This window comes from Nonomuraea sp. K271, assembly GCF_009908215.1.
GTDB lineage: Bacteria > Actinomycetota > Actinomycetes > Streptosporangiales > Streptosporangiaceae > Nonomuraea > Nonomuraea longispora.
The window spans coordinates 1-22,958 of record NZ_JAAAHR010000107.1; the positions used below are offsets into that span (position 1 = coordinate 1).

The following is a 22,958-nucleotide window of genomic DNA, read 5'->3' on the forward strand; positions in this document are numbered from 1 at the left end:
CCCCTGTCCCTGGCCAGCAGCACGGTCCCGGCGGCCAGCCCTCCACCCGCGCTGGCCCCGCCCACCGCCAGCCGGTCAGGGTCGATGCCGAGCTCGCCCGCGCTCTTGGCGGTCCAGGCCAGCCCGGCGTAGCAGTCCTCGACCGGGGCGGGATGCGGGTGCTCCGGCGCGAGCCGGTAGTCGACGGAGACCGCGACGATGCCGAGCCGCTCGACGAACCCGACCATCGACGCGTCGTCGATCTCCGGTCGACCGAAGATCATCCCGCCGCCGTGGATCCAGTAGAGCGCCGGCCGCCTCCCTCCCTTCCCTGCCGGGCGGTAGATCCGTAACCGGACGTCCGGGGCGCCCGACGGCCCGGGGACGTGGCGGTCCTCGATCACCACGTCGGTCTCCAGGACCGGTTGCACCCCCAGGGCCTCGTCGATCTGCGCCCGGTACCGGGCGAGGTCCTCGTACGACAGTGTGGACAGGTTCATCTCCGGCAGGGGCGCCTGTTCGAGGGCCGCACGCAGCTCGGGGTCGAGATTGGCGTGGAACGCCATGAGCTTTCCTTTCCGCGGGATGTTGCGGGCTTTTCCCCGATGTTCATGGGCCCCGCCCATGTCGCACAACAGGCGCCGGGTCACAATTCGCCCCTCGAACCCGCCGACGCCGGAGCGGCCGTCTTTACCGCGAATCCCGATAGCTCAGCCCTGCCCGAAGAAGGCCAACCACCGCCACGACCGCTCCGCCAGGCGCGAAACCGCCGACGCGCCCCCGCTGAGGGCTGGATATCGCCCCAACGCCCTGGGCATGCTGTCGGGATGTGCCATTCGACCGACAGCAGACCACCGGCGCCGCCCGTCCAGGGGGAGGTGGCCTCGCATGAGCAGATAGAGCTGACCGCCGCCGACGGCAACCGTTTCCTCGCCTACCGGGCCGAGCCCGCAGAGCCGAACGGGCGGTGCGTGGTGATCCTGCCCGACGTACGCGGTTTGCATCCCTTCTACCGCGACCTCGCCGTACGCTTCGCCGAGGCGGGATTCCCCACGATCGCGATCGACTACTTCGGCCGCACGGCGGACGGCGGCGAGCGCGACGACGACTTCGACTTCATGACGCACGTCAACCAGCTCACCCCCGAAGGGATCAGAGCCGATGTGAGGGCGGCGACCGAGGAGCTGTCGGACAGAGGGCCGGTGTTCACGGTGGGCTTCTGCATGGGCGGCTCCCAGTCGTGGCGGCAGGCGGCCGAGGGCAACGGCCTGGCCGGCGGCATCGGCTTCTACGGCGCGCTGCGCTTCATCGACCCGCCGCAGGACGGTCCTGGGGCGCCGCTGCTCCTCCTCAGGGGCGGGGCCGACACGGTCTCGACGCCGGAGGAGTTCGAGGCGTACGAGGCCACACTCGACCGGGTGGGCACGGAACACGAGACGCACGTCTACGAGGGCGCGCCGCACTCGTTCTTCGACCGCTCGTACGGCGAGTGGGCCGAGGCCTGCCAGGACGCGTGGAAGCGCATCCTGTCCTTCACCGAGCGTCACGCTCAGCCCAGATAGGCGGCCCTGACGACGGGGTCCTGGCGCCGGCCGACGGTCAGCGCGGCGGCGTACGCGTCGCGCAGCGGGGTGAGCCCGCACGACTCCAGCACCTCGGAGACGCGCTCGCGGCGCTCGCGCTCGCGCCGCCGTCTGCCCGGCCATCCGGCGAGGTCGGCGGCGATCCCGCCGCCTCCGCCGTGCCAGTCGAGCGCGGCCAGCACGTCGTCGGCCACGGTGAGCCGTCCGAACACCCGGGTGCGCTGGAACGTACGGCGCAGCCCGGCCCGCGCCCGCCTGACCGGTGACATGCCGGTCAGGTCCCGCCCGGCGAGCCTGACCCGTCCCTCGCTCGGCCTGCACAGCCCGGACACCACGTCGAACAGCGTCGTCTTGCCCGCTCCGTTCGGCCCGATCACGCCGCACACCAGGCCCGCACCGACCTCGAACGACACCTGGTCCAGCGCTCTGACCCCGCCGAACGCCACGGACACCCCTTCGACGGCCAGCATCAGCTCACTCCCAGGTAGGCGGCGGTCAGCCGTTCGCCGTCGACCGCAGCGCCGACAGCCAGCGCCGACCTCGGCGTCCTTGGTGCCGTACCATGAGGGCCTCCCTAGCGATTTGGCCTAGCGCTCGCTTGGTTTCGCGGTGAGCGTAAGTTCGGCCGGCAGGGGTGTCAACGGGCTCCCGAGCAACCGCTTGCTCACAACTTCGGCGCCGGGTTACCGTTTGGCGCATGCTGATGCGCGCGGCCGTCCTGACCAGGTTCCACGCCCCCATGGAAGTCCGCGAGGTCGAGATCGCCGACCCCGGCCCCGGCGAGGTGCGCGTACGCATCAAGGCATCCGGCGTGTGCGGCTCCGACCTCAAGGCCATCGACGGCAAGAGCCCGGTGGCGAGCCGGCCGCCGTACATCCTCGGACACGAGAGCGCCGGGATCGTCGAGAGCACCGGCACCGGGGTGACCACCGTCAAGCCCGGCGACCACGTCATCATCGCGATGAACGGCCCCTGCGGCCGTTGCCGCCCGTGCGGCGCGGGCCACTTCCACCTCTGTTCGGGCCCGGCCCGGCTCCCCACCATCATGGGCGGCCCGCCGCGCGTCACCCTCGACGGCCAGGAGACCCGCCGCTTCATCGGCATCGGCTCGTTCGCCGAGTACACCGTCGTCGCCGAGACCATGTGCGTACGCATCGCCGCCGACGCGCCCTCCGCCGCCATGTGCCTGCTGGCCTGCGGCGTCGTCACCGGCGTCGGCGCCGTCACGAACGTCGCCAAGGTGCCGCCCGGCGCCACCGTCCTCGTCGTCGGCTGCGGCGGCGTCGGACTCAACGTCATTCAAGGGGCGGTGCTCGCGGGGGCGACCACGATCATCGCCGCCGACGTGGCCGAACCGAAGCTGAACCTGGCCGAACGCTTCGGCGCCACCCACACCCTCCTGGCCACGGACCTGCCCGGGCAGGTGGGGGAACTCGTGAAAGGCGGTGTCGACTACGCCTTCGACGCGACCGGCGCCCCCGGCGTGCTGTCACAGACGTTCGCCGTCACCCGGCCCGGGGGGACGGCGGTCATGGTCGGCAGCCCACCGCAGGGCCACCCCGCGCAGATCGACACCGGCCTGCTGTTCGCCTCCCGCCGCCTCATGGGCACCCAGGGCGGCGACGCCGCGCCCCACCGCGACCTGCCCATGCTCGCGGCGCAGTACCTCCGCGGCCGCCTCGACCTCGACGGCCTCATCACGGAACGCCTGCCCCTCGACCAGATCAACGAGGCCGTCGACCACGTCCGCCAGGGCACCGTCGCCCGCACGGTCATCACCTTCTGAAACCCCGAGACCCTCGCCGGCTTGCCGAAAGCGCGCTAAGACCCGTCGCGCGTGGGGTTCGCCTCCTCCCGAACGATCAGGTCGCCCGCGAAAGCGCCTTGGGACACTTCCTTCACGTGGAAGTAGGCCGCCTTACCCTCGGTTGTCTTGATGCAGTAACGGCCTCCGTGCTCCAGCGTGATGCTGCGCACCCCTTCAGCGCGGGCCGGCTCCCGGCCATCCGCGAAGCCAGGCGTGTCGGCTTTCAGCCAGGGAGCGATGAGAGCGCCCTTGTTCATGTGCACCATCGGGTAAGACCATTTCGCGATGTCGTTCTGAGGGCTCCAACCGGCCCGCTCCGGTGGTACGGATGAGACCAGGTCGTGAGCGGCCATTCTGCTCTGCGACTTTCGCGTATTTCCCGACCAGTTCTCGGCAGGAGATCGGAGCTCACGACGCGAACCGCGGATGGAGCGATGATTTTCGCCGTGGCCGCCGGTCCATATCCCGACACGATCGACCGTTCCCGGGAGAGCAGCATGACCGTGACCTACACCTTCGACGTCTTTTCCAGCCTCGACGGCTTCGGCGGCGCCGGCGGCGACTGGACCGGCTACTGGGGCAAGCAGGGCCCCGAGCTCCTGAACCACCGCCTCGCCCTGTACAACGAGGACCAGCGGATGGTCTTCGGGGCCAACACCTACCGGGCGTTCGCGCGCATGCTGGCCTCCAGCACCGAGGAGTCCGAGGTGCGCGACCCGTGGGTCACGCGCATGAGGAACCTGCCGGCGACGGTGGTGTCGACCACGCTGGAAGGATCCCTCGACTGGCCGGACGCGACCGTCGTGAGCGGTGACGCCGTCGACGTCGTCGCGCGGCTGAAGGAGGAGTCCGAGGTGCCGTTGCGCTCGCACGGCAGCCTGTCGATGAACCGGGCGCTGATGGCCGCCGGTCTGGTCGACTGCGTCCACGTGACGCTGTTTCCGGTGATCACAGGCCGGACCGGACTCTCCCCGATCTTCCAGAACGCGGCCGACTTCGACCTCGAGCTGATCGAGACGCGGACGCTCGACGGCAGCATCCAGGAGCTCATCTACCGGCCCACCCTGCACGCGTGACCGCCTCCCCGCAGTGGCTGCCCGGGCGGCGGGTTCCTGGACTTCCTCCAAAAGATCAGAAGAGGCGGTATGTCCTATCCCGAGCCCCGCTACTTCGGCGAGACCGGCGAGCACAGCGGCACCTTCGCGCTCTCCGGCCGCGAGCCGGACCTGTTCATGGGGGTGGGAGGCACGCAGGTGCACTACCTCGCCACGGGCGGCTCCACGAACGGCGCGTACGGCCTCTACCGGTACGAGATGGGCCCGCGCCCCGGCGGCCCCGAACCGCACTTCCACCGCACCATGACCGAGTCGTTCTACGTGCTGTCAGGCACGATCCGCTTCTACAACGGCGACAAGTGAACCGACGGCAGGCCGGGCGACTTCCTGTTCCTGCCCGAGGGCGGCGTGCACGCCTTCAAGAACGAGTCGGGCGAGCCGGCCACGATGCTGATCCTGTTCACGCCGGGCGCCCCGCGGGAGTCGTACTTCGAGGAGCTCGCCGAGATCGCCACCACCGGCCGACAGCTGAGCCCGGAGGAGTGGACGGAGCCCTACCTGCGCCACGACCGGTGCATGGTGTGACGTCGACGCTCCCCGGTCGAGGTCAGGCAAAGCCACTGGAACGATGCGTGACGGATCTCTTACCGTGTGTTACCTACACCACGGAGAGGAGAGCCGGTGCACATCAGGAACGTCACCATGGCCGGGGCGCTCACAGGGCTGGTCATGACGGGGATGCAGACCCAGTCCGCCGTCGCCGGAGACGTCCACGACTTCGGCGCCCGGGGCGTGGTCATCTGGACCGAGCCCAGGGCCGGTTCGGGCCGCGCCGGCATCGGCTACGCGGGCCAGGGGTTCGAGTCGGACCGGTCGCAGGAGCACGGCCTCTACCGCTGCGACTTCTTCCAGAGCACCCTGTGGTATCACGGCCGTAACGTGGCGACCGGCGTCGTGGGGTGGGTCCCCGCCTGCAACCTGACCGACTCCGACTGACGGGCGGGCCTCAGACGCCCGCCCCGGCGGGCTCGCGGCGCGGCGTGGCCGGCGTCTCGTCGGCCTCCTCGTGACCCTCCACCGACAGGTTCGGCAGGACGCGGTCGAGCCAGCGCGGGCACCACCAGTTGAGCCGCCCCAGCAACACCATGGTGGCCGGCACGAGAAAGCCCCTGATGAGGGTGGCGTCCACCGCGATGGCCACGGCCAGCCCGACGCCGAACGTCTTGACCAGGGGGTCCGGGTACGCGACGAACGCGACGAACACCGCCACCATGATGAGGGCGGCCGAGGTGATGACGCGGCCCGTCGACCCGAGCCCCTCCGCCACCGACCGCGCGTTGCCGCCGTGCCGCTGGTAGGCCTGCCGCACCGCCGTCAGCAGGAACACCTCGTAGTCCATCGACAACCCGAACAGCACCGCGAACAACATGAGCGGCACGTAGCTCTCGATCGGCACCGAGAAGAAGATGGTCTGCAGGTACGACGAGCCGGCCGGCGGGTCCATGCCCACGAGCCCGCTGCCCAGACCGATGGAGAACACCATCGCCAGCGCGCCGAACGCGGCCCCGAGCGAGACGAGGTTCATCACCGCCGCCTTGACCGCGACGATGGGCGCGCGGAAGGCGAGCAGCAGGAGCAGCGCGCTCAGCAGTACGACCACGCCGATGACCAGCGGGGTGCGTTCGGCCATGCGGTCGCCCGCGTCGGTGAGCCCGGCGACCTCGCCGCCGACGTGCAGGTCCACACCGGGCAGCACGACGTCCCTGATGTCCCTGACCACGTCGGCGGCGCGGGGGTCGCTCGGGGCGTAGTCGGTGACGACCTGCAGCAGGACGGACCGGCCGGAGGTGTTCACCTTGGCTTCGCCGACGTGGGCGGTGCCCTCGACGTCGTCGACGGCGCGGGTGACGTGGCCGACGATGGGGTCGCCGGAGTCGGCGACCTTCGAGGGCAGCTCGGCGACCACGATCAGCGGCCCGTTCGCGCCGGGCCCGAAGCCGGCGGCCATCAGCTCGTACGCCCGCCGCGACTCAGACCCCTGGGTGCCGTACCCCTCGTCGAGGGGACCGAGTTTCAGCGCCAGCGCGGGCGCGGCCAGCGCTCCCAGGACGAGCACGCCGGCGAACAACACCCGCCACGGCCGGCGGGCGACCCAATGGCCGAGCCCGGCCCATCCGGCGCCGGCCCCGTCGGCGCCGCGCAGGAACGGCACCTTCAGCGCGTTGACGCGGTGGCCGAGCAGCCCGAGCAGGGCGGGGACGAGCGTGATGGAGGTCAGTACGGCGGCGACGACGGAGATGCCGGTGACCCAGCCGAGCGTGGCCAGCAGGGGGAAGCCGGCCAGTGTCAGCGCGCTCAAGGCGATGATCACGGTGCCGCCGGCGAACACGACGGCCCCGCCCGAGCTGGACACGGTACGGCGTACGGACTCCACGACCGGCACTCCCCCGGCGAGCAGCCGGCGGTGGCGGGACAGCAGGAACAGCGCGTAGTCGATGCCCACGCCGAGCCCGATCATCGTGGCCATGATGCCGGCCTGCTTGGGCATGTCGACCACCCACCCGAGCAGCCCGATGAGGCCCAGCCCCGAGGCCACGCTGACCAGCGCGGTGAAGATCGGGATGAGCGCGGCCACCAGCGTCCCGAACGCGAACACCAGCACGAGCAGCGCGCACACCACGCCGATGACCTCGCTGGGCCCGGTCTTGATCTCCTTGTCGGCGGGTGTGGAGCTGTCCGCGGGCACCACCTCGATCCCGGCGGCCCGCGCCGGGTCCGCGGCCTTCGACAGACTCTGGGCGAGTTCGGCGATCCTGCCGCTGTCGTGCCCCTCCATGCGGATGCCGATGAGCCCGATCTGCAGGTTGGAGGCGATCCCGCCGGCGCGGTACGGCGAGTCGACCTGCACGACGTGCGGCATGGCCCGCAGCCGGTCGACGGCCCGCTCGACGGCACGTTTGCGCGCGGCGTCGGTGAGGCGGCCGTCGGCGGCGTAGAGGACGAGCTGCACCGTGCCGCCGCCGGCATGGCCGGGCCCGAAGCCGGTCTTCATCAGGTCGTGCGCGCGCTGCGCGTCGGTGCCGGGGATGCTGGCGTCGTTGGTGGTGGGAGCGGCGAACACGAGGCTGCCGCCCATCAGCGCGGCCGCCAGGACCACCCAGAGGGCGAGCACCGCACGCCCGTGCCCCGCGCACCAGCCGCCCAGCCGTCCCAGCAACCGTGTCATCGCTCTGCCCCCACTCGACGGCCGTCCAGTACGGTCGTACAGCACTACGATAAAGCGGGACATATTGGGAAGGCTGTCTCCCATAGGGAAATGAGACGATGACCACAGCCGACGACACCCGCACCCGGATCCTGGCCGCCGCCCGCGAACTGTTCGCCGAGCGCGGCTACGCGGCCACGTCGCTGGCCGACATCGCCGCCGCCGTCGGCCTGACCAAGACCGCCGTCGCCTACCACTTCCACCCCAAGGACCGCCTGGCGGCCGAACTGCTCTCGCCGGCGGCCGACGACATGCTGGCGCTGCTCGGCACCGGCCACGAGAGCCGGGACGACTTCGTCGAGGCCCTGGTCGGGTTCGCGGTGCGCTACCGCTCGGTGATCCGCCTGTTCATGGAGGACCTGGCGGGCGACGACTCCGTCTCCCCCGTCTCGCCCGGCTCGGAGCGCGCGGTGATCAGGACGTTCAGGGACGAGATCTTCGCCAAGCTCGTGGGCGACGACCCCGGCCCGGAGACCAGGCTCAAGGGGTGGGCCCTGCTGGGCGCGCTGCAGTGGGGCACCGTCAAGACCATGGACCTGCCGGAGGAGCAGGTCAGGGCCGCCATGCTGGAGTCCTGCCAGGCGATCTGGCGGGATGCATCACCCTCCGAACAGGGCGGCTAGAGGCCGAGGATCTCCTGCTCCACGTGGGAGAGCGCGAGACGTACCGCCCCCAGCGCCACCCCCTCGTCCCCGAACGTGGACGCCACCACCTCCGGAACGCTCACGCACAGCTCGGCCAGGTGCCGCCGAACCGGTTCGAGCAGCACGTCGCCCACCCGTGCGTGGCCGCCGCCCAGCACCAGCAGGTCGGGGTCGACGGCCAGGGCGAGCGCCGAGGCGCCGATGGCGAGGGTCTCGGCATAGCGGTCGACCCGGCGGCGGGCGTCGCCGTCGCCGCGCAGCGCCGCCTCGAACACCTCGGCCGCGGAGGCGTCCTTGACCAGTTCGCGGGCGGCGTCCTCCCAGCCGACCTGGCGCAGCGTGCCGATCTCGCCCGCCGCCCCCGCGCGGCCCGGGTGCAGCCGGCCGCCGATCAGGATGCCGGCGCCCACCCGGCGGCCCATCATGACGTACACGACGTCGGAGGCGTGCCGGGCGCTGCCGCACCAGTGTTCGGCGAGCGCGGCGAGATTGGCGTCGTTGGCCGCCAGCGCGGTGCAGCCGAACCAGCGCCCGGCCAGGCCCGCCAGGTCGACGCCCGTCCAGCCGGGCAACGTGATCGACAACGACACGCGCCCGGTACGGTCGACGATGCCGGAGGTGCCCGCCGCCACGGCCCACACGCGGGTGCGCGCGATGCCGGCGCCGTCCACGCAGGCCAGGCAGGCGCGGCGGGCGGCGTCCAGGCGTTCGTGGGCGGCGGCGTCGGCGTCGACCTCGGCCCACTCCCAGGCGATCACCTCGCCGCCGAGGTCGGCCAGCGCGGCCACGATGGTGTCGCCGCCGACCTCCACGCCCACCACATGACCGGCGTCGGCGCGAAACCCGAAACGCCGCGCGGGCCGCCCCATCGCTCCCTCGTCGGGCGGCACCTCCTTGACGTAGCCGCGTTCGCCCAGCTCGTCGAGGACCGCCTCGACCGTCTGCCTGGACAGGCCGGTGATGCGGCCGAGCTGCGTCAGTGTGGCCACGCCCTCGCGGCGCAGGGCCCTGAGCGTGGCCTGGGTGTTCACCTTGCGCAGCAGCGACGCGTCACCCGGCCGGAGCTCGGTCACTTATGAGACCCTTCCCCATAACTTCCCTATTGACGACTACCAGCCCGGATCTTAGCATCAGCCGACATACGTGAAATGGTTACATAAGTGAGGGAGCTGGATGGTCACGCTCGCCATCGTCGGCACGGGCTCACGGGGCGCCTCCTACGCCGGCCACGCCGTCGAGACCGGCCGGGCGCGCGTGGTCGCGGTGGCCGACCCGCTCGCCCGCCGCCGCGCCGGCTTCCCCGACGCGACCCCGTACGCCGACTGGCGCGAGCTGGCCGCGCTGCCCCGCCAGGCGGACGCGGTCGTCATCGCCACCCAGGACCGCGAGCACGTCGAGCCGGCCGTGCGCTTCGCCGAGCTGGGCTACGACATCCTGCTGGAGAAGCCGATGGCGGTCTCGGAGGACGACTGCCACGCGATCGTACGAGCCGCCGAACGCTCCGGCGCGGTGTTCGCCGTCTGCCACGTGCTGCGCTACACGCCGTACACCAGGGCGCTGAAAGCGCTGCTCGACGCGGGCCGGATCGGCGAGATCGTCAGCATCCAGCACCTGGAGCCCGTCGGCTGGTGGCACCAGGCGCACTCGTACGTGCGGGGCAACTGGAGGCGGGCCGACGAGTCGACGTTCATGCTGCTGGCCAAGTCCTGCCACGATCTCGACTGGCTGGTGTACCTGACGGGCCGGCAGGTCACCCGCGTCTCGTCGTTCGGCGGGCTGAAGCACTTCCGCCCGGACAACCGTCCGGAGGACGCGGCCGACCGCTGCCTCGACTGCCCGGCCGAGCGGGGCTGCCCCTACTCGGCCAAGCGCATCTACCTGCCGCTCGCGGGCACGGACGAGTGGCCGCTGGCCGTGATCACCGACGACGTCTCCGAGCAGGGGGTGCTGGAGGCGCTGAGGACCGGCCCGTACGGCAGGTGCGTCTACGCCTGCGACAACGACGTGGTCGACCACCAGGTCGTGAACCTGGAGTTCGAGGGCGGCGCGACGGCGGCGTTCACGATGACGGCGTTCACCCCGGCGCTGCACCGGCAGACCCGCGTCTTCGGCACCCACGGCTCCATCGACGGCGACGGCGACCGCCTGACCGTGACCGACTTCGTCACCGGGCGCTCGGAGACCGTCGACACCCGGCCCACCGGCGACGCGACGGCGAGGGGCGGGCACGGCGGCGGCGACCGGGCGCTGGTCGAGGCGTTCCTGACCGCGGTGGCCACGAGAGACCGCGCGCCGATCCTCTCCTCGCCCGGCGAGAGCCTGCACAGCCACCTCATCGCCTGGGCGGCCGAGCGGTCGCGGCTGCGCGGCGAGACCGTATCCCTGGAAGGAACCCCCCGTTGAAGGCAACCCACATCGCCGCCGCGCTGGTGCTCGGCGCGGGACTGGCAGGCTGCGGCTCGACGACTCCCGCGAGTGCTCCGGCCGAGCAGGAAGGCGGCGGGCGCGGCCCGATCACGTTCCTCGGCGGCAAGTTCGAGGCCGAGTCCGTACAGAAGATCGTCGACGCCTGGAACGCCGCGCACCCGGACGAGAAGGCGACGGTCGTGCTGCTGCCGGAGAGCGCCGACGAGCAGCGCCGCAAGCTCATCCAGAGCGCGCAGACCAAGTCGGACACCGGCGACGTGATCCTCATCGACGCCGTGTGGACCAGCGAGTTCGCCGCGAACCGGTGGGTGGACGAACTGAAGCTGGACACGACCGGCTTCCTCCCCACCACCATCGAAACAGTGAAATATCGCGACAAGCTCTATGCGATGCCGCTGTTCACCGGCACCGGCCTGCTCTACTACCGCACCGACCTGGTCAAGGAGCCGCCCAAGACCTGGGACGAGATGAAGCGGATCTGCGCGGACGTCCTGCCCGAACAGAAGGGCATGAGCTGCTACGCCGGCCAGTTCGACAAGTACGAAGGCCTCACCGTGAACTTCGCCGAGGCCGTCTCCTCGGCCGGCGGCCGGCTGCTCGACGACGCCGGCAAACCCCAGGTCACCAGCGAAGCGGCGAAGCAGGCGGCGCGGTTCCTCGCCGACGGGTTCACCAGCGGCATGATCCCTAAGGAGGCGATCACGTACAAGGAGGAAGAGGGGCGGGTCGCCTTCCAGGAGGGCAAGCTGCTCTTCTACCGCAACTGGGCCTACGGCTACGAGTCCGCGCAGAAGACCGACGGCTCCAGCGAGGTCGCCGGCAAGTTCGACGTGGCGCCCATCCCCGGGCTGAACGGCCCCGGCGCGGGCACGCTGGGCGGCAACAACCTGGCCGTCTCCGCCTTCTCCAAGCACAAGCAGACCGCCAGGGACTTCGTCGCGTTCATGACCAGCGCCGCCCAGATCAAGGCGTTCTCGCAGACCAGTTCGATGCCGGTGGCGCGGACCGAGATCTACGAAGACCCCGAGCTGGTCAAGAAGTACCCGTACCTGCCGGCGCTCAAGGAGGGCATCCTCGCCGCCGTACCGCGCCCCGCGGCCGTCAGGTACGGCGACGTGACCGCCGCCATCCAGGAGTCCGCGTACGCCATCGTCACCGGCGACAAGCCCGTCGACCAGGCGCTGACCGAGCTGCAGTCGGCCCTCGGCCCGCTGCTGACGTGAGAGCGCGCCACCCGGCGCCGCGCGGCCAGTCGTGGACGGCCGCGGCCATGCTGTCACCCACGATGGTCCTGCTGGCGCTCGTGGTCTTCTACCCGCTGGTCGCGGCCATGCGCGAGTCGTTCTACGAGAGCGGCCAGCGGCTCGACGCGGACGGGTTCGTCGTGGAGGGCGAATGGTTCGCCGGGCTCGCCAACTACGCGGGCGTGGTGGAGCAGCGCTTCCTGAACGCCGCGCTCAACACCACCCTGTTCACCGTGGTGACCGTGGCGCTGGAGGTCGTGCTCGGGATGGCCATGGCGCTGGTCATGCGGCGGGCCTTCAGGGGGCGGGCGGTCCTGCGGGCGAGCATTCTCATTCCGTGGGCGGTCCCGACCGCGGTCGCGGGCCTGATGTGGAAGTGGATCTTCCAGGCGGACGGGGTGGCCAACACCCTGCTCGGCACCGACATCCTCTGGACCGCCGACGGCCCCTGGGCCAAGCTCGCCGTGATCGTCGCCGACACCTGGAAGACCGCACCCTTCGTCGGCCTGCTCGTGCTGGCCGGGCTGCAGATCATCCCGTCCAGCGTGTACGAGGCCGCCAAGGTCGACGGCTCGACCCCCTGGCAGACTTTCTGGCGCATCACGCTGCCGCTGGTCAAGCCCGCCCTCCTGGTGGCCGTGCTGTTCCGGCTCATGGACGCGCTGCGCATCTTCGACCTGCCGTACGTGCTGGTCGGGCCGCGCAAGCAGTCCGTGGAGACGCTCTCGGGGCTCATCTGGGACGAGGCGACCCGGGTGCACTACGGGCCCGCGTCCGCGTACGGGACGGCGTTGTTCTGCTACATCGCGGTGATCGCGTTCGTGTTCGTCAAGCTGCTCGGGGCCGACCTGCTGAGCGACGTGCGCTCGCGCGGGAAGGAGGCCCGCGATGTGGCGTAGGGCCGGGATGATCGGCATCGCGCTGTACTGTCTCGTGCCGTTCTACTGGATGGTGGTGTCGAGCTTCCGCCGCACGGCCGACATCCACGACAAGTCGCCGCTGCCCGCGCCGTGGTCGCTGGAGAGCTACGAGGCGGTCTTCGCCGAGGGCATGGGCTTCGGCCGGTCGCTGGTCAACAGTCTCGTCGTCGCGGGCACGACCACGGCGGTCACCCTCCTGGTCGGCACCATGGCGGCGTACGCGCTGGCCCGGCTGGTCTTCCGCGGCAAGAACGCCATCCTGGCCCTGGTGATCGCCGTGTCCATGTTCCCCGGGGCGCTGCTCATCGTGCCGCTGCTCAAGTTGTTCACGACGATCGGCTGGATCAACACGTACCAGGCGATGATCGTCCCGTCGATGTCCTTCGCCCTGCCGCTGACCATCTGGAACCTGACGACGTTCTTCCGGCAACTGCCGTACGAGCTGGAGCAGGCGGCCATGATCGACGGCTGCACCGCCTTCGCCGCCTTCCGCCGCGTCATGCTCCCCCTGGCGGCGCCGGGTGTCTTCACCACGGCGATCCTGGCCTTCATCGCGACCTGGAACGAGTTCATCATCGCCGTCACCATGGTCAACGACCAGTCCCGTCAGACGGCCACGGTGCGGATCGCCCAGTTCACCGGGGCAGCCAAGTTCGACACGCCGTTCGGCACGCAGATGGCGGCGGGCGTGCTGGTGACGATCCCGCTGGTGCTCCTGGTGCTGTTCTTCCAGCGCCGCATCGTCGCGGGGCTGACGGCGGGCGCGCTCAAGTGACCGCGCGGGCCGGGCGGGTCACCGGTGGGTGGTCACCTGCCGCTGCGAACGCCGCGTCTCCTCCTCGCGCTGCCGCCTGCGCCGCCGGTTCAGGAACCAGCCGACCCCGAGGAGGGCCAGGCCCCAGGGGGTCCGGGCCAGCCAGCGCGCCGCCATGAGTTTGAAGAGCTTCGTCATGAGCCCTCAACTGCCCCGGTACGGACGGCGCACGCCCCCGGCTGCCGCCGAACCGCGTCATTCGCCGGGGACCTGGCCGCTCGGGGTCGGCGAAGGCTCCTCACCGGGGTCCGGCGGGCCCGTCTGACCGGCCACGCCGACGACGATCAGCACCGCAGCTCCCGGCCTGGCGCAACTGCCGGCCTTCATGCTCTGGCGCAGGATCGTGCCGACCCGCGCCTCGTCCTCCACCATCTGCCCCCGCTCCCGCACCTGGAAGCCGGCGTCCCGCAGCGCCGCCCGCCCGTCGGCCTTGGCCCGGCCGACGACGGGCGGCACGGCCGTGCCGCGGCGGGACAGCGTGAGGTTGACCGCGGTGCCGCCGGCGACGCGGCTGCCCGCTCCCGGATCGCTGCCGACCACCTGCCCGCTGGGCTGTTCGGAGCAGGTGTGGCCGATCGTCCCGACGGCGAGACCCGCGTCGGTCAGGGCGGTCTCGGCGACCTCGCGCCGCTTGCCGGTGACCGAGGGCACCGCCATCCCCTTCGACACCTCAAGCGCGACCTCGCTGCCCGTGGCCGCCTCCGCGCCGGAGGCGGGCTCGGTGCTGAGCACCCGGCCGATCTTCTCCGGCGAGTCGGTCTCGGTGACCGCGCCCAGTGCCAGGCCGGCCTTCTTGAGCGCCTTGGTCGCCGCGCCCTTGCTCATGCCGACCAGCGAGGGCACCGGCACGGTGGCCGGGCGGGTCACCGGGGGCGGCTTCGAGACAGGCGTCGAGGGGGGCGCGCTCTGCTTCTGGGACGACCTGGTCCTGATCGGGGTGGACTCGCCGATCGGCGACTGGGTGAGCACCGGCGGCTGCGTGCCGGGGAGCCGCGGCCCGGCCTGCGCGCCCCGTTGCTGGTCGAACGTCGGGATGAGCACGGTGAGCAGCACGGCGGCGCTCACCGTGAGCGCCGCGCAGACCGCGACGGCGGCCCTCGGCCAGCCCCGCCTCGGGGTCTGTCCCGTGGACGTGCCCGGCCCGGACCGCGACGCCTCGGGCGGCCGTCCCACCCGCGCCCACCCGGCGCTCCCTGACGTACGGGGGCCCTGAGCGCCGGAGCCTCCCCGCACGTCCCCGCTGGCCTCTCCAGGCGCCGAGTCCGGCGAGCCGGGCAGGACGTAACCGCCGGACGCGCCCGTCGCCTCCGGCTCGGCCATCGGCGTGCGCGGCTCGGGTACCAGCGGCGAAACGGTCCGCAGGACGGGGGCGGGCGGCGAGCTCAGCACACCGTCAGCGTCGCCCAGCAGCGCGAACAGCAGCTCCCTGCTGGTCGGCCGGTTGCGGGCGTCCTTGTCCAGGCACGACTCCACCAGCGTGCGCAGCCGGCCGTCCAGCAGGCCGAGCTCGGGCGGCGCGGTCAGGATGCGGTGCAGCACGGGCGCGACGGAGTCCTGCCCGAACGGAGCCGTCGCGTTGGCCGCGAAGCACATCGTCGCGCCCCACGAGAACACGTCCGCCGCCCCGGTGACCGCCGACGCGGTGATCTGCTCGGGCGCCATGTACGCGGGCGTCCCCACGCCCCTGCCGCTCACCGTCGCCGCCGCGTCCAGCGCCTTGGCCAGGCCGAAGTCGATCACTCGCGGCCCGTCGGGGCCGAGCAGCACGTTCTGGGGCTTGAAGTCGCGGTGCACGATCCCCGCCTGGTGGATCGCCAGGAGCGCGGTGGCGGTGCCGACGGCGAGCCGTTCGAGCGCGCCGCCGCGCCGGGGCCCGGTGAGCGCGACCTCCCGCTGCAGCGAGGGGCCGTCGACGTATTCGCTCACGATGTAGGGTCGGCCCTCGTCGAACCCCGCGTCGATGACCTGCGCCGTGCAGAACCGCGCGACGTGCTTGGCCAGCTCCACTTCCCGCAGGAACGCCGCCCGTTCGTCGCCCACCGGTCCGTGCAGCAGCTTGACCGCGTATCTTTCCCCGCCCCTCGTTCCGAGGAACACCGCACCCTGACCGCCCTCGCCCAGGCGCCCGGAAAGTGTGTACTCCCCGAGCTGCTGCGGGTCCCCCGTCCTGAGCGGCTGTGCCGTAGGCACGGGCACCCTCCCCTCGCCGCCTGTTCTCTACTGAAGGCAACGGGCCGCCTGCAGTCAACCATGCTCAGGCGATTCGCTGCCTGACCGTGATACAGCAGGTCAGGAGGTACGGGCGACCTTGCCCGAATACGTAACCTCATCCTCACCGTGGCGGGTGACCTTGATGGCCATCTGGTTAGTGTCGCCCGTCGGGAGCAGCCTCAGCGTCCCCGGATGACACTCCTTGCCCTCCACCCGATCGAGGGTGAACACGAGCCGGCTGCCCGTCTCCCCGATCCGTCCGGAGCAGTGCAGATCCGCTCCCCATCGCATCGCGCCGACGCCGTCTTCGCGTACGCGTAGTTCGACGGGGAAGACGCGTTTCGCGGTGGGGTGCTCGGCCGAGCCCGTCCAGGTGCCTTCCAGGCCGGAGCCCTCGGCGCCGCGCAACCAGAACACGAACCCGGCCACGCCCATGGCGAGCCCGGCCAGCGCCACGACGACCTGCCAGAGCCGCATCCGCCTCGGCGGCGCTCCAGGGGCTCGCACCTCGCCGTCCGCTTCCCGGCCGGCGAGGTCCGCCCCACCGGGCGCGGTGCCGCCCGTCTGCGAGCCCATCCGGCCGGACGCTCCGACCTGCCCCGCGGTGTCACGGCGGGCGGAGGCGCCGGCCGTCTCGTGGACGCGTACGACGGGGAAACTCGTCGTCGGGTCGGGATCGGTGATCACGATCTCGTCCTGCCCGGCGACGCCCACGGCGGCCATGGCCCCGGACCTCAGCACGTCCTGTCCGGCGACGCCCACGGCGGCCATGGCTCCGGACGTCAGCACGTCCTGCTCGCCGGCCGCCTGCTGCCCCAGCAGCCGCAGCAGCGCCTCCTCGGCGCTCGGCCGGTCGCCCGGCTCGGGCGCCAGGCAGGCCTGCACGATCTCACGCAGCGCGCCGCGCAGCGGTCCCAGGTCCGGCTTGCCGTACAGGACCCTGGCCAGCACCTCCCGGTGGGTCTCCGCCGTGAAGGCGTGCCGGCCGCTGGCGGTGTAGGCGACGGTCAGTCCCCAGGCCCACAGGTCGGCGGGCGGCCCCGCGGGCTCCCCGTGGATACGCTCGGGCGCCATGTAGGCCGGGGTTCCCACAGGGATGTGGCCGGTGGTCGCCGTGGTGTTGACGAGCCTGGACACGCCGAAGTCGATCACGCGCGGCCCGTCGATGCCGAGCAGCACGTTGCCCGGCTTGAAGTCGCGGTGCACGACGCCGGCGCGGTGGATGGCGCCGAGGGCGGTGGCGGTGCCGATGGCCAGGCGGTCGAGCGAGCCGCCCTGGCGGGGCCCCTCGGCGATCACGTGCTCGCGCAGCGAGGGCCCTTCGACGTACTCGCTGACCAGGTAGGGCCGGTCGCCTTCGAGGTCGGCCTCGATCAGCTGGGCCGTGCAGAAGGCCGCCACCCGGCGCACGGCCTCGACCTCGCCGAGGAAGCGGCGGCGTACGTCGGGGTCGCCCGACAGGCTGGCGCGCAGGAGCTTGATCGCCACCTTGCCGCCCTGCGGGGACTCGCCGAGGTACACGACGCCCTGGCCGCCCTGGCCGAGCCTGCGTGTCAGCCGGTACGGCCCCAGTCGCCGCGGATCATCGGCACGAAGCTCGGACATACGTCGCCATTATGCCCGTCCTCAGGTGAGGGTCGCGTATTGGTCGAGAAAGCGCAGCACCTCGTCCGCGGACCCGCTCGGCAGCGCCGCCACCGCCTCCTCGATGCCGAGACCGGCGAAGTAGTCGAGCTTCTCCTTCGTCGGCCTTGTCCCGAACGGTATCACTTCGGCCATCGGCCGCCCGGCCTTCTCGCAGGCTTCGCCCAGCGCGGGCAGCGCCGCCTTGACGCCGTGGCCGCCGATGGGCATCCAGCCGTCGGCGTACTCGGCGACGTGCGCGAACAACGCCGGGCCCGCGCCGCCGCCCACGTACACGGGGAGGTCCTGCACCGGCTTGGGCCAGGACCAGGACGGCTCGAACCCGTCGAACGAGGCCACCTCGTCGCGCCACAACGCCCGCATCGCCAGCACGTTGCGCCTGGCGACCTCGCGGCGGCGGCCGTACGGGACCCCGTGGTTCTCGATCTCCTCGACGTTCCAGCCGAACCCGACGCCGACCACCACGCGCCCGCCGGACAGATGGTCGAGGGTGGAGATGGCCTTGGCGGTCACGATGGGGTCGCGCTGGGCGGCGAGCAGGATGCCGGTGCCGAGGCGCAGCCGCTCGGTCGCGGCGGCGGCGAAGGAGAGGGCGACGAGGGGGTCGAGGGTGCGCTTGTACTCCTCGGGCAGCTCCGGCTGCCCGCCCGCGGGAGGGGTGCGGCGTGAGACCGGAATGTGGGTGTGCTCGGGAAGGTAGAGGGAGGACAGGCCGCGCTCCTCCGCCGCCCTGGCCAGGTCCTGGACCGGCATGGCCAGGTCCGTCGCGAACATCGTGACCCCGAGCCTCATGGGAACCTCCCATCGTGACCAAGCGATTGCTCGGTTAAGATTTCCAGAGTACCTTGCAGAAGACCATCCGCGGAGAGAGGCCCAACGGTGAAGTTCTCTATCTTCCTGAATCCGCAGATTCCCGGCTCTGGCTACGCGGCCGAGGAGAACGCCAAGGCCAAGCGGCCCATCGGGCGTGACACGGAGTCGTACCAGAGGCTGCTGCACGAGGTGCGGGAGATAGCCGTCCACGCCGACCAGGTCGGGTTCGACGCGCTGATGATGACCGAGCACCATTTCCATTCGGAGGGCATGGAGTTCTCGGTCAACCCGCTGATGTTCCTCACCGACCTGGCGGCCAGGACCGAGCGCATCCTGCTGGCGCCGCTCGGCCTGGTGCTGCCCGCGTGGGACCCGATCAGGGCCGCCGAGGACGTTGCGCTGCTCGACCAGTTCTGCAAGGGACGGCTGCGCCTCGGCGTCGCCCGCGGCTACCAGAACCGCTGGATGAACGTGCTGGGCCAGCGCTGGCACGCCGCCGCCGCCCGCTCCGACGGCTCGGCCTCCGACACCCGCAACTTCGACGTCTTCGGCGAGGTCCTGAAGATCATGAAGCTCGCGTGGACCCAGGAGACGTTGCGCTACAAGTCCGACGTCCTGGACTACCAGGTGCCCTACCCGTACGAGGGCATCGAGGGCTGGCCGGCCCAGGAGTGGACCAGGACCTTCGGCGCGCCCGGCGAACTGGCCGACGACGGCACGGTGCAGGCCGTCTCCGTCTGCCCCAGGCCGTACCAGAACCCGCACCCCGAGCTGTGGCAGCCGTTCACGATCTCCGACCGGTCGGTCATCAGGGCCGCCCAGGAGGACATCCTGCCGTGGATGTTCACCCCCAACCCCGACGACCACGCCCAGAAGGCCAGGCTCTACCAGGAGGAGTCCGCCAAACAGGGCCGCCACTACAAGCTGGGCGAGCACACCGGCATCCTCAAGATCGTCGGCATCGCCGACACCACCGAGGAGGCCATCAACACGTTCGGCCGCAGCATCCCCAAGGACTTCGCCGCCTTCTTCGGCCCCTTCGGCTACCTCGAGGTGCTGCGGAAGAAGGAGGACGAGAAACACAAGCCCATCTCCCCGGAGAAGGGCGACGCCAAGCGCATGAACGACGTGGAGATGGCGCTCTTCGGCACCCCCGACGACGTCAAGCGCGGCATCCAGCGCATGCTCGACCGGATGCCCGACCTGGAGTGGTTCGGCCTCTACATGCAGGGCCAGCAGGGCGTGCTGCCGCTCGACACGGTCAAGCGCAACCTCGAACTGTTCGCCACCAAGGTCGCCCCGGAGTTCCGATGAAGATGTGGCTCGGGGCCTCGTTCTCCGACACCGACCAGTTCGTGGAGCTGGCGCGAGCCGCCGAGAGGTGCGGCTTCGACACGCTGACGCTGTCCGACCATCTCTTCTACGCCGACTTCGAGACGCCCTACCCGTACTCGAAGTCCGGGCGGCCCCGCTGGAACGCCCGGACGCACTGGCCGGACGTGTGGGTGACGATCGGGGCCATGTCGGCGGTGACCACGTCGCTGCGCTTCGCCCCCAACGTCTACATCGCCCCGGTCCGCGACCTGTTCACCGTGGCCAAGCAGGTGTCCACGGCGGCGGTGCTGTCGCGGGAGCGGGTGACGTTCGGGGTGGGGGTGGGCTGGTGCAAGGAGGAGTTCGTCGCGACCGGCCAGGACTTCCACACGCGGGGGCGGCGGCTGGACGAGATGCTGCCCGTGCTGCGCTCGTTGTGGGCGGGCGAGACGGTCACCCTGGACGGCCTGCCCGCCCTGTCGATCTCCCCCGTCCCGGCCGGGCGCATCCCCGTCCACGTGGGCGGTGACAGCGAGGCCGCCCTGCGCCGGGCGGCCCGGCTGGGCGACGGGTGGATCGGCAACCGCATCTACACCGAGGAGCAGCTCGACCCCGTGCTCGACACGCTCCGCCGCCACCTCGACGCCAACGGCAGGAGTGTGGAGCCGTTCGACATCATCGCGCCGCTGGCGGTGCTGCCGGACGCCGGCACCTACCGGCGTTTCGCGGCGAAGGGCGTGACGGGGACGCTGGCCGCGCCGTGGTGGCTGGCCACCCCGGAGGAGAAGTCCCGGTACGGCGAGGACACCTTGGAGCTCAAGATCGCCACCATGGAACGGTTCGCCGAGGAGGTCATCGCCAAGCTCTGAACCCACGCGCGTCCGAGGGGCAAGGCGGCCGGAAGGGGGCGATAACCTTCGTCTCGTGCTGGAAAGGATCGCGGCCACCCGCTACGTGACCCCGTTGCGTGAGGGAGGCTCGCTGCCGGGCGTCGTCGAGGCCGACGACTTGGGCACATACGTTGTGAAATTTCGGGAGGCGGGCCAGGGCCGGCGGGTGCTCGTCGCCGAAATCGTCGCGGCCGAGCTGGGCCGCCGGCTGGATCTGCGCACCCCCGAGCTGAAACTCCTCGACCTCGACCCCCAACTCGGCGTCAGGGAGCCGGACGAAGAGGTGCAGGACCTACTCAAAGCCAGCACCGGCCTCAACCTGGCGATCGACTTCCTGCCGGGCGCGCTCGGGTTCGACCCACTGGCCTGGGCGGCCGACCCGGCGTTCGCGTCGAGGGTGGTGTGGTTCGACGGCCTCATCCACAACATCGACCGGAGCTGGCGCAACCCCAACCTGCTGGTCTGGCACGGCGACACCTGGCTGATCGACCACGGCGCGGCGCTCTGGTTCCACCACAACTGGCGGACGGCCGACCATCGGCGGCCGTTCGACGCCGGCGACCACGTGCTCGCGCCGTTCGCCCACGACGTGGCGGGGGCGGGCACAGAGCTGGCCGCCAGGATCACCCCCGAGCTGCTGGAGACCGTGACGGCGCTGGTGCCCGGCGAGTGGCTCGACGGGGAGCCCGGGTTCGGCTCGGCCGGCGCCGTACGCGAGGCGTATGCCGACCACCTGCTCAGGCGGGCGCACGGACCGCACGACTGGCTGGTGAGCTCCGGGCGGCAGGCGCCACGAAGGGTGCCACAGCAGGGGCCGGGGTCCGTCGGCGAGTTCTGGCGGGGAGGCGGCCGGTGACGCGAGACGTCTACGAATACGCGGCGATCCGCGTGGTGCCCAGGGTCGAGCGGGGCGAGCTGATCAACGCCGGCGTGCTGCTCTACTGCCAGCCGCGCGGCTACCTGTGCGCGCGGGTCGAGCTCGACCCAGGCCGGCTGCGGGCCGTCGACCCCGGCGCCGACGTCGACGGCGTGCGGCGGGCGCTCAGCGCGTACGAGCTGGCCTGCGGAGAGGAGGCCGGTCCGCTGCGGGACGAGTCGCTCGGCGCCAGGTTCCGCTGGCTGACGGCGCCGCGCAGCACGATCGTGCAGGCCGGGCCGGTGCACGCGGGCCTGACGGCCGACCCCGACACCGAGCTGGCCAGGTTGTTCGACAAGCTCGTACGCCTCTGACCGGCGTTCTAGCGGGCCGCCTCCGCGTTGGCCGCCGCCCATTGCCCGAAGGTGCGGGGCGGCCGACCGGTGACCTGTTCGACGGTGGGCAGCACCGCCGACTCGTCCAGCTCGCCGCGGGCGAAGAACCCGTGCAGCGCCCGCGGGCCGACAACAACAACACCACGTGCCCGACCCCGGCCCGCGCCCCTACCCCCGCCCGGCCGGCGTCCGCACCAGCGCTCCACCCGCATTACCTGTGGCACCCATGACGAGAATCATGCCCCGGACGCTAGAACAGCACGGACATGAAGGTGTCGACCTCGTGGAAGCCGACCTTGCGATAGACCGCGCGCGCCGAACGGTTGTAGTCGTTGACGTAGAGCGTGACCACGGAAGCGAAGCAGTTCAGCGCCGCCTCCACCGTGGCTGCCATGCCCGCCACGGCATGCCCCCTCTGCCGCAGCTCGGGGGCGACCCAGACACCCTGGATCTGGCAGGCGTGCGGCGTGACCGCGCCGATCTCCGCCTTGAACACCACCCGCCCGTCCTCGATGCGGGCGTAGGAGCGGCCGATCCTGATGAGTTCGGCCACCCTGGTCCGGTAGAGGGCGCCGCCGTCGCCGAGGTTGGGCGAGACCCCGACCTCCTCGGTGAACATGGCCACGCACGCGGGCAGCAGGATGTCGAACTCGTCGGGCCGCACCCGGCGCACCAGCGGATCAGCGGGCACCAGCGGCTTGCGCGAGGTCGCCATGACCGGCTGCGCCCAGCGGATCGCGCGGGCGCGGCCCCAGTGCGGTTCCAGCCGCTCCCACAGCAGGGAGACAGCGTCGGCCGGACCCACGATGGACGAACACCGCCGCCCCTGTTTGCGGGCGCGGTCGGCGAACGCGTGCACGGCCTCAGGACCGGCGTTGACCGGCACCATGTTGGCCCCGGCGTAACAGAGTGACACGAGGCCACCGCGCGGCCCGAATCCCCACATCTGCCCGCCCAGCCTCGCCGGATTGAGTCCGACGGCCCGGACCCGGGAGGAGACGAAGACGTTCGCGACCGGATCGGAGTCAAGCAGGGCGAGAACTTCGTCCCGGTCGCTGTCATCGAGCACGCGCGACGCCGATGTACGCAGCATCACA

At 71.4% G+C, this 22,958-nt stretch carries 26 protein-coding genes; 15 read left to right on the forward strand and 11 right to left on the reverse strand.

Annotated features, from left to right (window positions below):
* Nucleotides 1-545, reverse strand: a 545-nt coding sequence (locus tag GUY59_RS30165) for an alpha/beta hydrolase (RefSeq protein ID WP_161714773.1), incomplete at its 3' end; no start/stop codon positions are given.
* A gap of 261 nt (nucleotides 546-806) precedes the next feature.
* Between GUY59_RS30165 and GUY59_RS30170 the strand changes: the two genes are divergently transcribed.
* Nucleotides 807-1,541 carry a dienelactone hydrolase family protein gene (locus tag GUY59_RS30170; protein ID WP_138203405.1) on the forward strand — a complete coding sequence of 245 codons (735 nt, stop codon included), beginning with the start codon at nucleotides 807-809 and terminating at the stop codon, nucleotides 1,539-1,541.
* Here GUY59_RS30170 and GUY59_RS30175 read toward each other — a convergent pair.
* On the reverse strand, nucleotides 1,529-2,032 hold the full coding sequence (locus GUY59_RS30175) for an ATP-binding cassette domain-containing protein (protein ID WP_138203407.1): 504 nt from the start codon (nucleotides 2,030-2,032) through the stop codon (nucleotides 1,529-1,531). The two genes, GUY59_RS30170 and GUY59_RS30175, sit on opposite strands and share 13 nt — an antisense overlap.
* A gap of 227 nt (nucleotides 2,033-2,259) precedes the next feature.
* On the opposite strand from GUY59_RS30175, the gene GUY59_RS30180 reads away from it, so the two are divergent.
* On the forward strand, nucleotides 2,260-3,348 hold the full coding sequence (locus GUY59_RS30180) for an alcohol dehydrogenase catalytic domain-containing protein (protein ID WP_138203409.1): 1,089 nt from the start codon (nucleotides 2,260-2,262) through the stop codon (nucleotides 3,346-3,348).
* Nucleotides 3,349-3,383: 35 nt separating this feature from the next.
* Here GUY59_RS30180 and GUY59_RS30185 read toward each other — a convergent pair whose 3' ends face one another.
* Nucleotides 3,384-3,626, reverse strand: coding sequence for a hypothetical protein (locus tag GUY59_RS30185; protein WP_138203411.1), 243 nt, complete (start codon nucleotides 3,624-3,626; stop codon nucleotides 3,384-3,386).
* Nucleotides 3,627-3,803: 177 nt separating this feature from the next.
* Between GUY59_RS30185 and GUY59_RS30190 the strand changes: the two genes are divergently transcribed.
* From GUY59_RS30190 to GUY59_RS30200, 4 genes are all read left to right on the forward strand, one after another.
* Complete coding sequence (locus tag GUY59_RS30190) at nucleotides 3,804-4,445, forward strand: dihydrofolate reductase family protein (RefSeq protein WP_236667642.1); 642 nt, start codon at nucleotides 3,804-3,806, stop codon at nucleotides 4,443-4,445.
* A gap of 69 nt (nucleotides 4,446-4,514) precedes the next feature.
* Nucleotides 4,515-4,787: a hypothetical protein gene (locus GUY59_RS49115; RefSeq protein ID WP_236667643.1), complete on the forward strand. Its 273-nt coding sequence runs from the start codon at nucleotides 4,515-4,517 to the stop codon at nucleotides 4,785-4,787.
* 45 nt (nucleotides 4,788-4,832) lie between these two features.
* Nucleotides 4,833-5,009, forward strand: coding sequence for a hypothetical protein (locus GUY59_RS49120; protein WP_236667644.1), 177 nt, complete (start codon nucleotides 4,833-4,835; stop codon nucleotides 5,007-5,009).
* A 96-nt stretch (nucleotides 5,010-5,105) separates the two neighbouring features.
* Nucleotides 5,106-5,420, forward strand: coding sequence for a hypothetical protein (locus GUY59_RS30200; protein ID WP_132639266.1), 315 nt, complete (start codon nucleotides 5,106-5,108; stop codon nucleotides 5,418-5,420).
* A 10-nt stretch (nucleotides 5,421-5,430) separates the two neighbouring features.
* On the opposite strand, the gene GUY59_RS30205 is transcribed toward GUY59_RS30200, so the two are convergent.
* Nucleotides 5,431-7,650, reverse strand: coding sequence for an MMPL family transporter (locus tag GUY59_RS30205; protein WP_138203413.1), 2,220 nt, complete (start codon nucleotides 7,648-7,650; stop codon nucleotides 5,431-5,433).
* A gap of 98 nt (nucleotides 7,651-7,748) precedes the next feature.
* Here GUY59_RS30205 and GUY59_RS30210 point away from each other — a divergent pair, with 98 nt between their 5' ends.
* Entirely contained in the window at nucleotides 7,749-8,312 is a 564-nt protein-coding gene (locus tag GUY59_RS30210; RefSeq protein WP_138203415.1) for a TetR/AcrR family transcriptional regulator, read from the forward strand.
* On the opposite strand, the gene GUY59_RS30215 is transcribed toward GUY59_RS30210, so the two are convergent.
* Nucleotides 8,309-9,406 carry an ROK family transcriptional regulator gene (locus GUY59_RS30215; protein WP_138203417.1) on the reverse strand — a complete coding sequence of 366 codons (1,098 nt, stop codon included), beginning with the start codon at nucleotides 9,404-9,406 and terminating at the stop codon, nucleotides 8,309-8,311. The genes GUY59_RS30210 and GUY59_RS30215 overlap by 4 nt on opposite strands.
* A gap of 100 nt (nucleotides 9,407-9,506) precedes the next feature.
* Here GUY59_RS30215 and GUY59_RS30220 point away from each other — a divergent pair, with 100 nt between their 5' ends.
* Genes GUY59_RS30220 through GUY59_RS30235 form a run of 4 tightly spaced genes read left to right on the forward strand, consistent with a single transcriptional unit; the run spans nucleotide 9,507 to nucleotide 13,699 of the window.
* Nucleotides 9,507-10,736, forward strand: a complete 1,230-nt coding sequence (locus GUY59_RS30220; RefSeq protein ID WP_138203419.1) for a Gfo/Idh/MocA family protein — start codon at nucleotides 9,507-9,509, stop codon at nucleotides 10,734-10,736.
* A complete protein-coding gene (locus tag GUY59_RS30225; RefSeq protein ID WP_138203421.1) occupies nucleotides 10,733-11,983 on the forward strand; it encodes an ABC transporter substrate-binding protein in 1,251 nt (416 codons plus the stop codon). The genes GUY59_RS30220 and GUY59_RS30225 overlap by 4 nt, the downstream gene beginning before the upstream one ends.
* Nucleotides 11,980-12,903 (forward strand): carbohydrate ABC transporter permease, encoded by a 924-nt coding sequence (locus GUY59_RS30230; protein WP_201761521.1) that lies wholly within the window; start codon nucleotides 11,980-11,982, stop codon nucleotides 12,901-12,903. The genes GUY59_RS30225 and GUY59_RS30230 overlap by 4 nt, the downstream gene beginning before the upstream one ends.
* Nucleotides 12,893-13,699: a carbohydrate ABC transporter permease gene (locus GUY59_RS30235; RefSeq protein WP_138203423.1), complete on the forward strand. Its 807-nt coding sequence runs from the start codon at nucleotides 12,893-12,895 to the stop codon at nucleotides 13,697-13,699. The genes GUY59_RS30230 and GUY59_RS30235 overlap by 11 nt, the downstream gene beginning before the upstream one ends.
* 18 nt (nucleotides 13,700-13,717) lie before the next feature.
* Here GUY59_RS30235 and GUY59_RS30240 read toward each other — a convergent pair whose 3' ends face one another.
* The 4 genes from GUY59_RS30240 to GUY59_RS30255 all read right to left on the reverse strand — a co-directional run bounded on the left by GUY59_RS30240 (nucleotide 13,718) and on the right by GUY59_RS30255 (nucleotide 18,385).
* Nucleotides 13,718-13,876, reverse strand: a complete 159-nt coding sequence (locus tag GUY59_RS30240; protein WP_138203425.1) for a DUF6203 family protein — start codon at nucleotides 13,874-13,876, stop codon at nucleotides 13,718-13,720.
* Between the two features lie 57 nt (nucleotides 13,877-13,933).
* Nucleotides 13,934-15,928: a protein kinase domain-containing protein gene (locus GUY59_RS50910; RefSeq protein WP_138203427.1), complete on the reverse strand. Its 1,995-nt coding sequence runs from the start codon at nucleotides 15,926-15,928 to the stop codon at nucleotides 13,934-13,936.
* A 99-nt stretch (nucleotides 15,929-16,027) separates the two neighbouring features.
* Nucleotides 16,028-17,554, reverse strand: coding sequence for a serine/threonine-protein kinase (locus GUY59_RS30250; RefSeq protein WP_138203429.1), 1,527 nt, complete (start codon nucleotides 17,552-17,554; stop codon nucleotides 16,028-16,030).
* Nucleotides 17,555-17,575: 21 nt separating this feature from the next.
* Nucleotides 17,576-18,385, reverse strand: a complete 810-nt coding sequence (locus GUY59_RS30255) for a TIGR03619 family F420-dependent LLM class oxidoreductase (RefSeq protein WP_138203431.1) — start codon at nucleotides 18,383-18,385, stop codon at nucleotides 17,576-17,578.
* An 87-nt stretch (nucleotides 18,386-18,472) separates the two neighbouring features.
* On the opposite strand from GUY59_RS30255, the gene GUY59_RS30260 reads away from it, so the two are divergent.
* Genes GUY59_RS30260 through GUY59_RS30275 form a run of 4 tightly spaced genes read left to right on the forward strand, consistent with a single transcriptional unit; the run spans nucleotide 18,473 to nucleotide 21,840 of the window.
* Entirely contained in the window at nucleotides 18,473-19,720 is a 1,248-nt protein-coding gene (locus tag GUY59_RS30260) for an LLM class flavin-dependent oxidoreductase (protein ID WP_138203433.1), read from the forward strand.
* Nucleotides 19,717-20,589, forward strand: a complete 873-nt coding sequence (locus tag GUY59_RS30265; RefSeq protein ID WP_138203435.1) for a TIGR03619 family F420-dependent LLM class oxidoreductase — start codon at nucleotides 19,717-19,719, stop codon at nucleotides 20,587-20,589. The genes GUY59_RS30260 and GUY59_RS30265 overlap by 4 nt, the downstream gene beginning before the upstream one ends.
* Before the next feature lie 55 nt (nucleotides 20,590-20,644).
* On the forward strand, nucleotides 20,645-21,466 hold the full coding sequence (locus GUY59_RS30270) for a HipA family kinase (RefSeq protein ID WP_138203437.1): 822 nt from the start codon (nucleotides 20,645-20,647) through the stop codon (nucleotides 21,464-21,466).
* Nucleotides 21,463-21,840 (forward strand): DUF3037 domain-containing protein, encoded by a 378-nt coding sequence (locus GUY59_RS30275; protein ID WP_171055483.1) that lies wholly within the window; start codon nucleotides 21,463-21,465, stop codon nucleotides 21,838-21,840. Before GUY59_RS30270 ends, GUY59_RS30275 begins: the two co-directional genes overlap by 4 nt.
* An 8-nt stretch (nucleotides 21,841-21,848) precedes the next feature.
* Here the strand turns inward: GUY59_RS30275 and GUY59_RS47750 are convergent, their stop codons facing one another.
* Nucleotides 21,849-22,085 carry a hypothetical protein gene (locus GUY59_RS47750; protein ID WP_201761522.1) on the reverse strand — a complete coding sequence of 79 codons (237 nt, stop codon included), beginning with the start codon at nucleotides 22,083-22,085 and terminating at the stop codon, nucleotides 21,849-21,851.
* A 26-nt stretch (nucleotides 22,086-22,111) separates the two neighbouring features.
* Nucleotides 22,112-22,954 (reverse strand): GNAT family N-acetyltransferase, encoded by an 843-nt coding sequence (locus GUY59_RS30285; protein ID WP_138203457.1) that lies wholly within the window; start codon nucleotides 22,952-22,954, stop codon nucleotides 22,112-22,114.
* Between the last annotated feature and the right edge of the window lie 4 nt (nucleotides 22,955-22,958).

Coding starts and splice junctions, on each gene's coding strand:
- GUY59_RS30170 (WP_138203405.1), top strand. CDS start 807: ATGTGCCATTCGACCGACAGCAGACCACCGGCGCCGCCCGTCCAGGGG.
- GUY59_RS30175 (WP_138203407.1), bottom strand. CDS start 2,032: ATGCTGGCCGTCGAAGGGGTGTCCGTGGCGTTCGGCGGGGTCAGAGCG.
- GUY59_RS30180 (WP_138203409.1), top strand. CDS start 2,260: ATGCTGATGCGCGCGGCCGTCCTGACCAGGTTCCACGCCCCCATGGAA.
- GUY59_RS30185 (WP_138203411.1), bottom strand. CDS start 3,626: ATGAACAAGGGCGCTCTCATCGCTCCCTGGCTGAAAGCCGACACGCCT.
- GUY59_RS30190 (WP_236667642.1), top strand. CDS start 3,804: ATGATTTTCGCCGTGGCCGCCGGTCCATATCCCGACACGATCGACCGT.
- GUY59_RS49115 (WP_236667643.1), top strand. CDS start 4,515: ATGTCCTATCCCGAGCCCCGCTACTTCGGCGAGACCGGCGAGCACAGC.
- GUY59_RS30205 (WP_138203413.1), bottom strand. CDS start 7,650: ATGACACGGTTGCTGGGACGGCTGGGCGGCTGGTGCGCGGGGCACGGG.
- GUY59_RS30210 (WP_138203415.1), top strand. CDS start 7,749: ATGACCACAGCCGACGACACCCGCACCCGGATCCTGGCCGCCGCCCGC.
- GUY59_RS30220 (WP_138203419.1), top strand. CDS start 9,507: ATGGTCACGCTCGCCATCGTCGGCACGGGCTCACGGGGCGCCTCCTAC.
- GUY59_RS30235 (WP_138203423.1), top strand. CDS start 12,893: ATGTGGCGTAGGGCCGGGATGATCGGCATCGCGCTGTACTGTCTCGTG.
- GUY59_RS30240 (WP_138203425.1), bottom strand. CDS start 13,876: ATGACGAAGCTCTTCAAACTCATGGCGGCGCGCTGGCTGGCCCGGACC.
- GUY59_RS30250 (WP_138203429.1), bottom strand. CDS start 17,554: ATGTCCGAGCTTCGTGCCGATGATCCGCGGCGACTGGGGCCGTACCGG.
- GUY59_RS30255 (WP_138203431.1), bottom strand. CDS start 18,385: ATGAGGCTCGGGGTCACGATGTTCGCGACGGACCTGGCCATGCCGGTC.
- GUY59_RS30265 (WP_138203435.1), top strand. CDS start 19,717: ATGAAGATGTGGCTCGGGGCCTCGTTCTCCGACACCGACCAGTTCGTG.
- GUY59_RS30285 (WP_138203457.1), bottom strand. CDS start 22,954: ATGCTGCGTACATCGGCGTCGCGCGTGCTCGATGACAGCGACCGGGAC.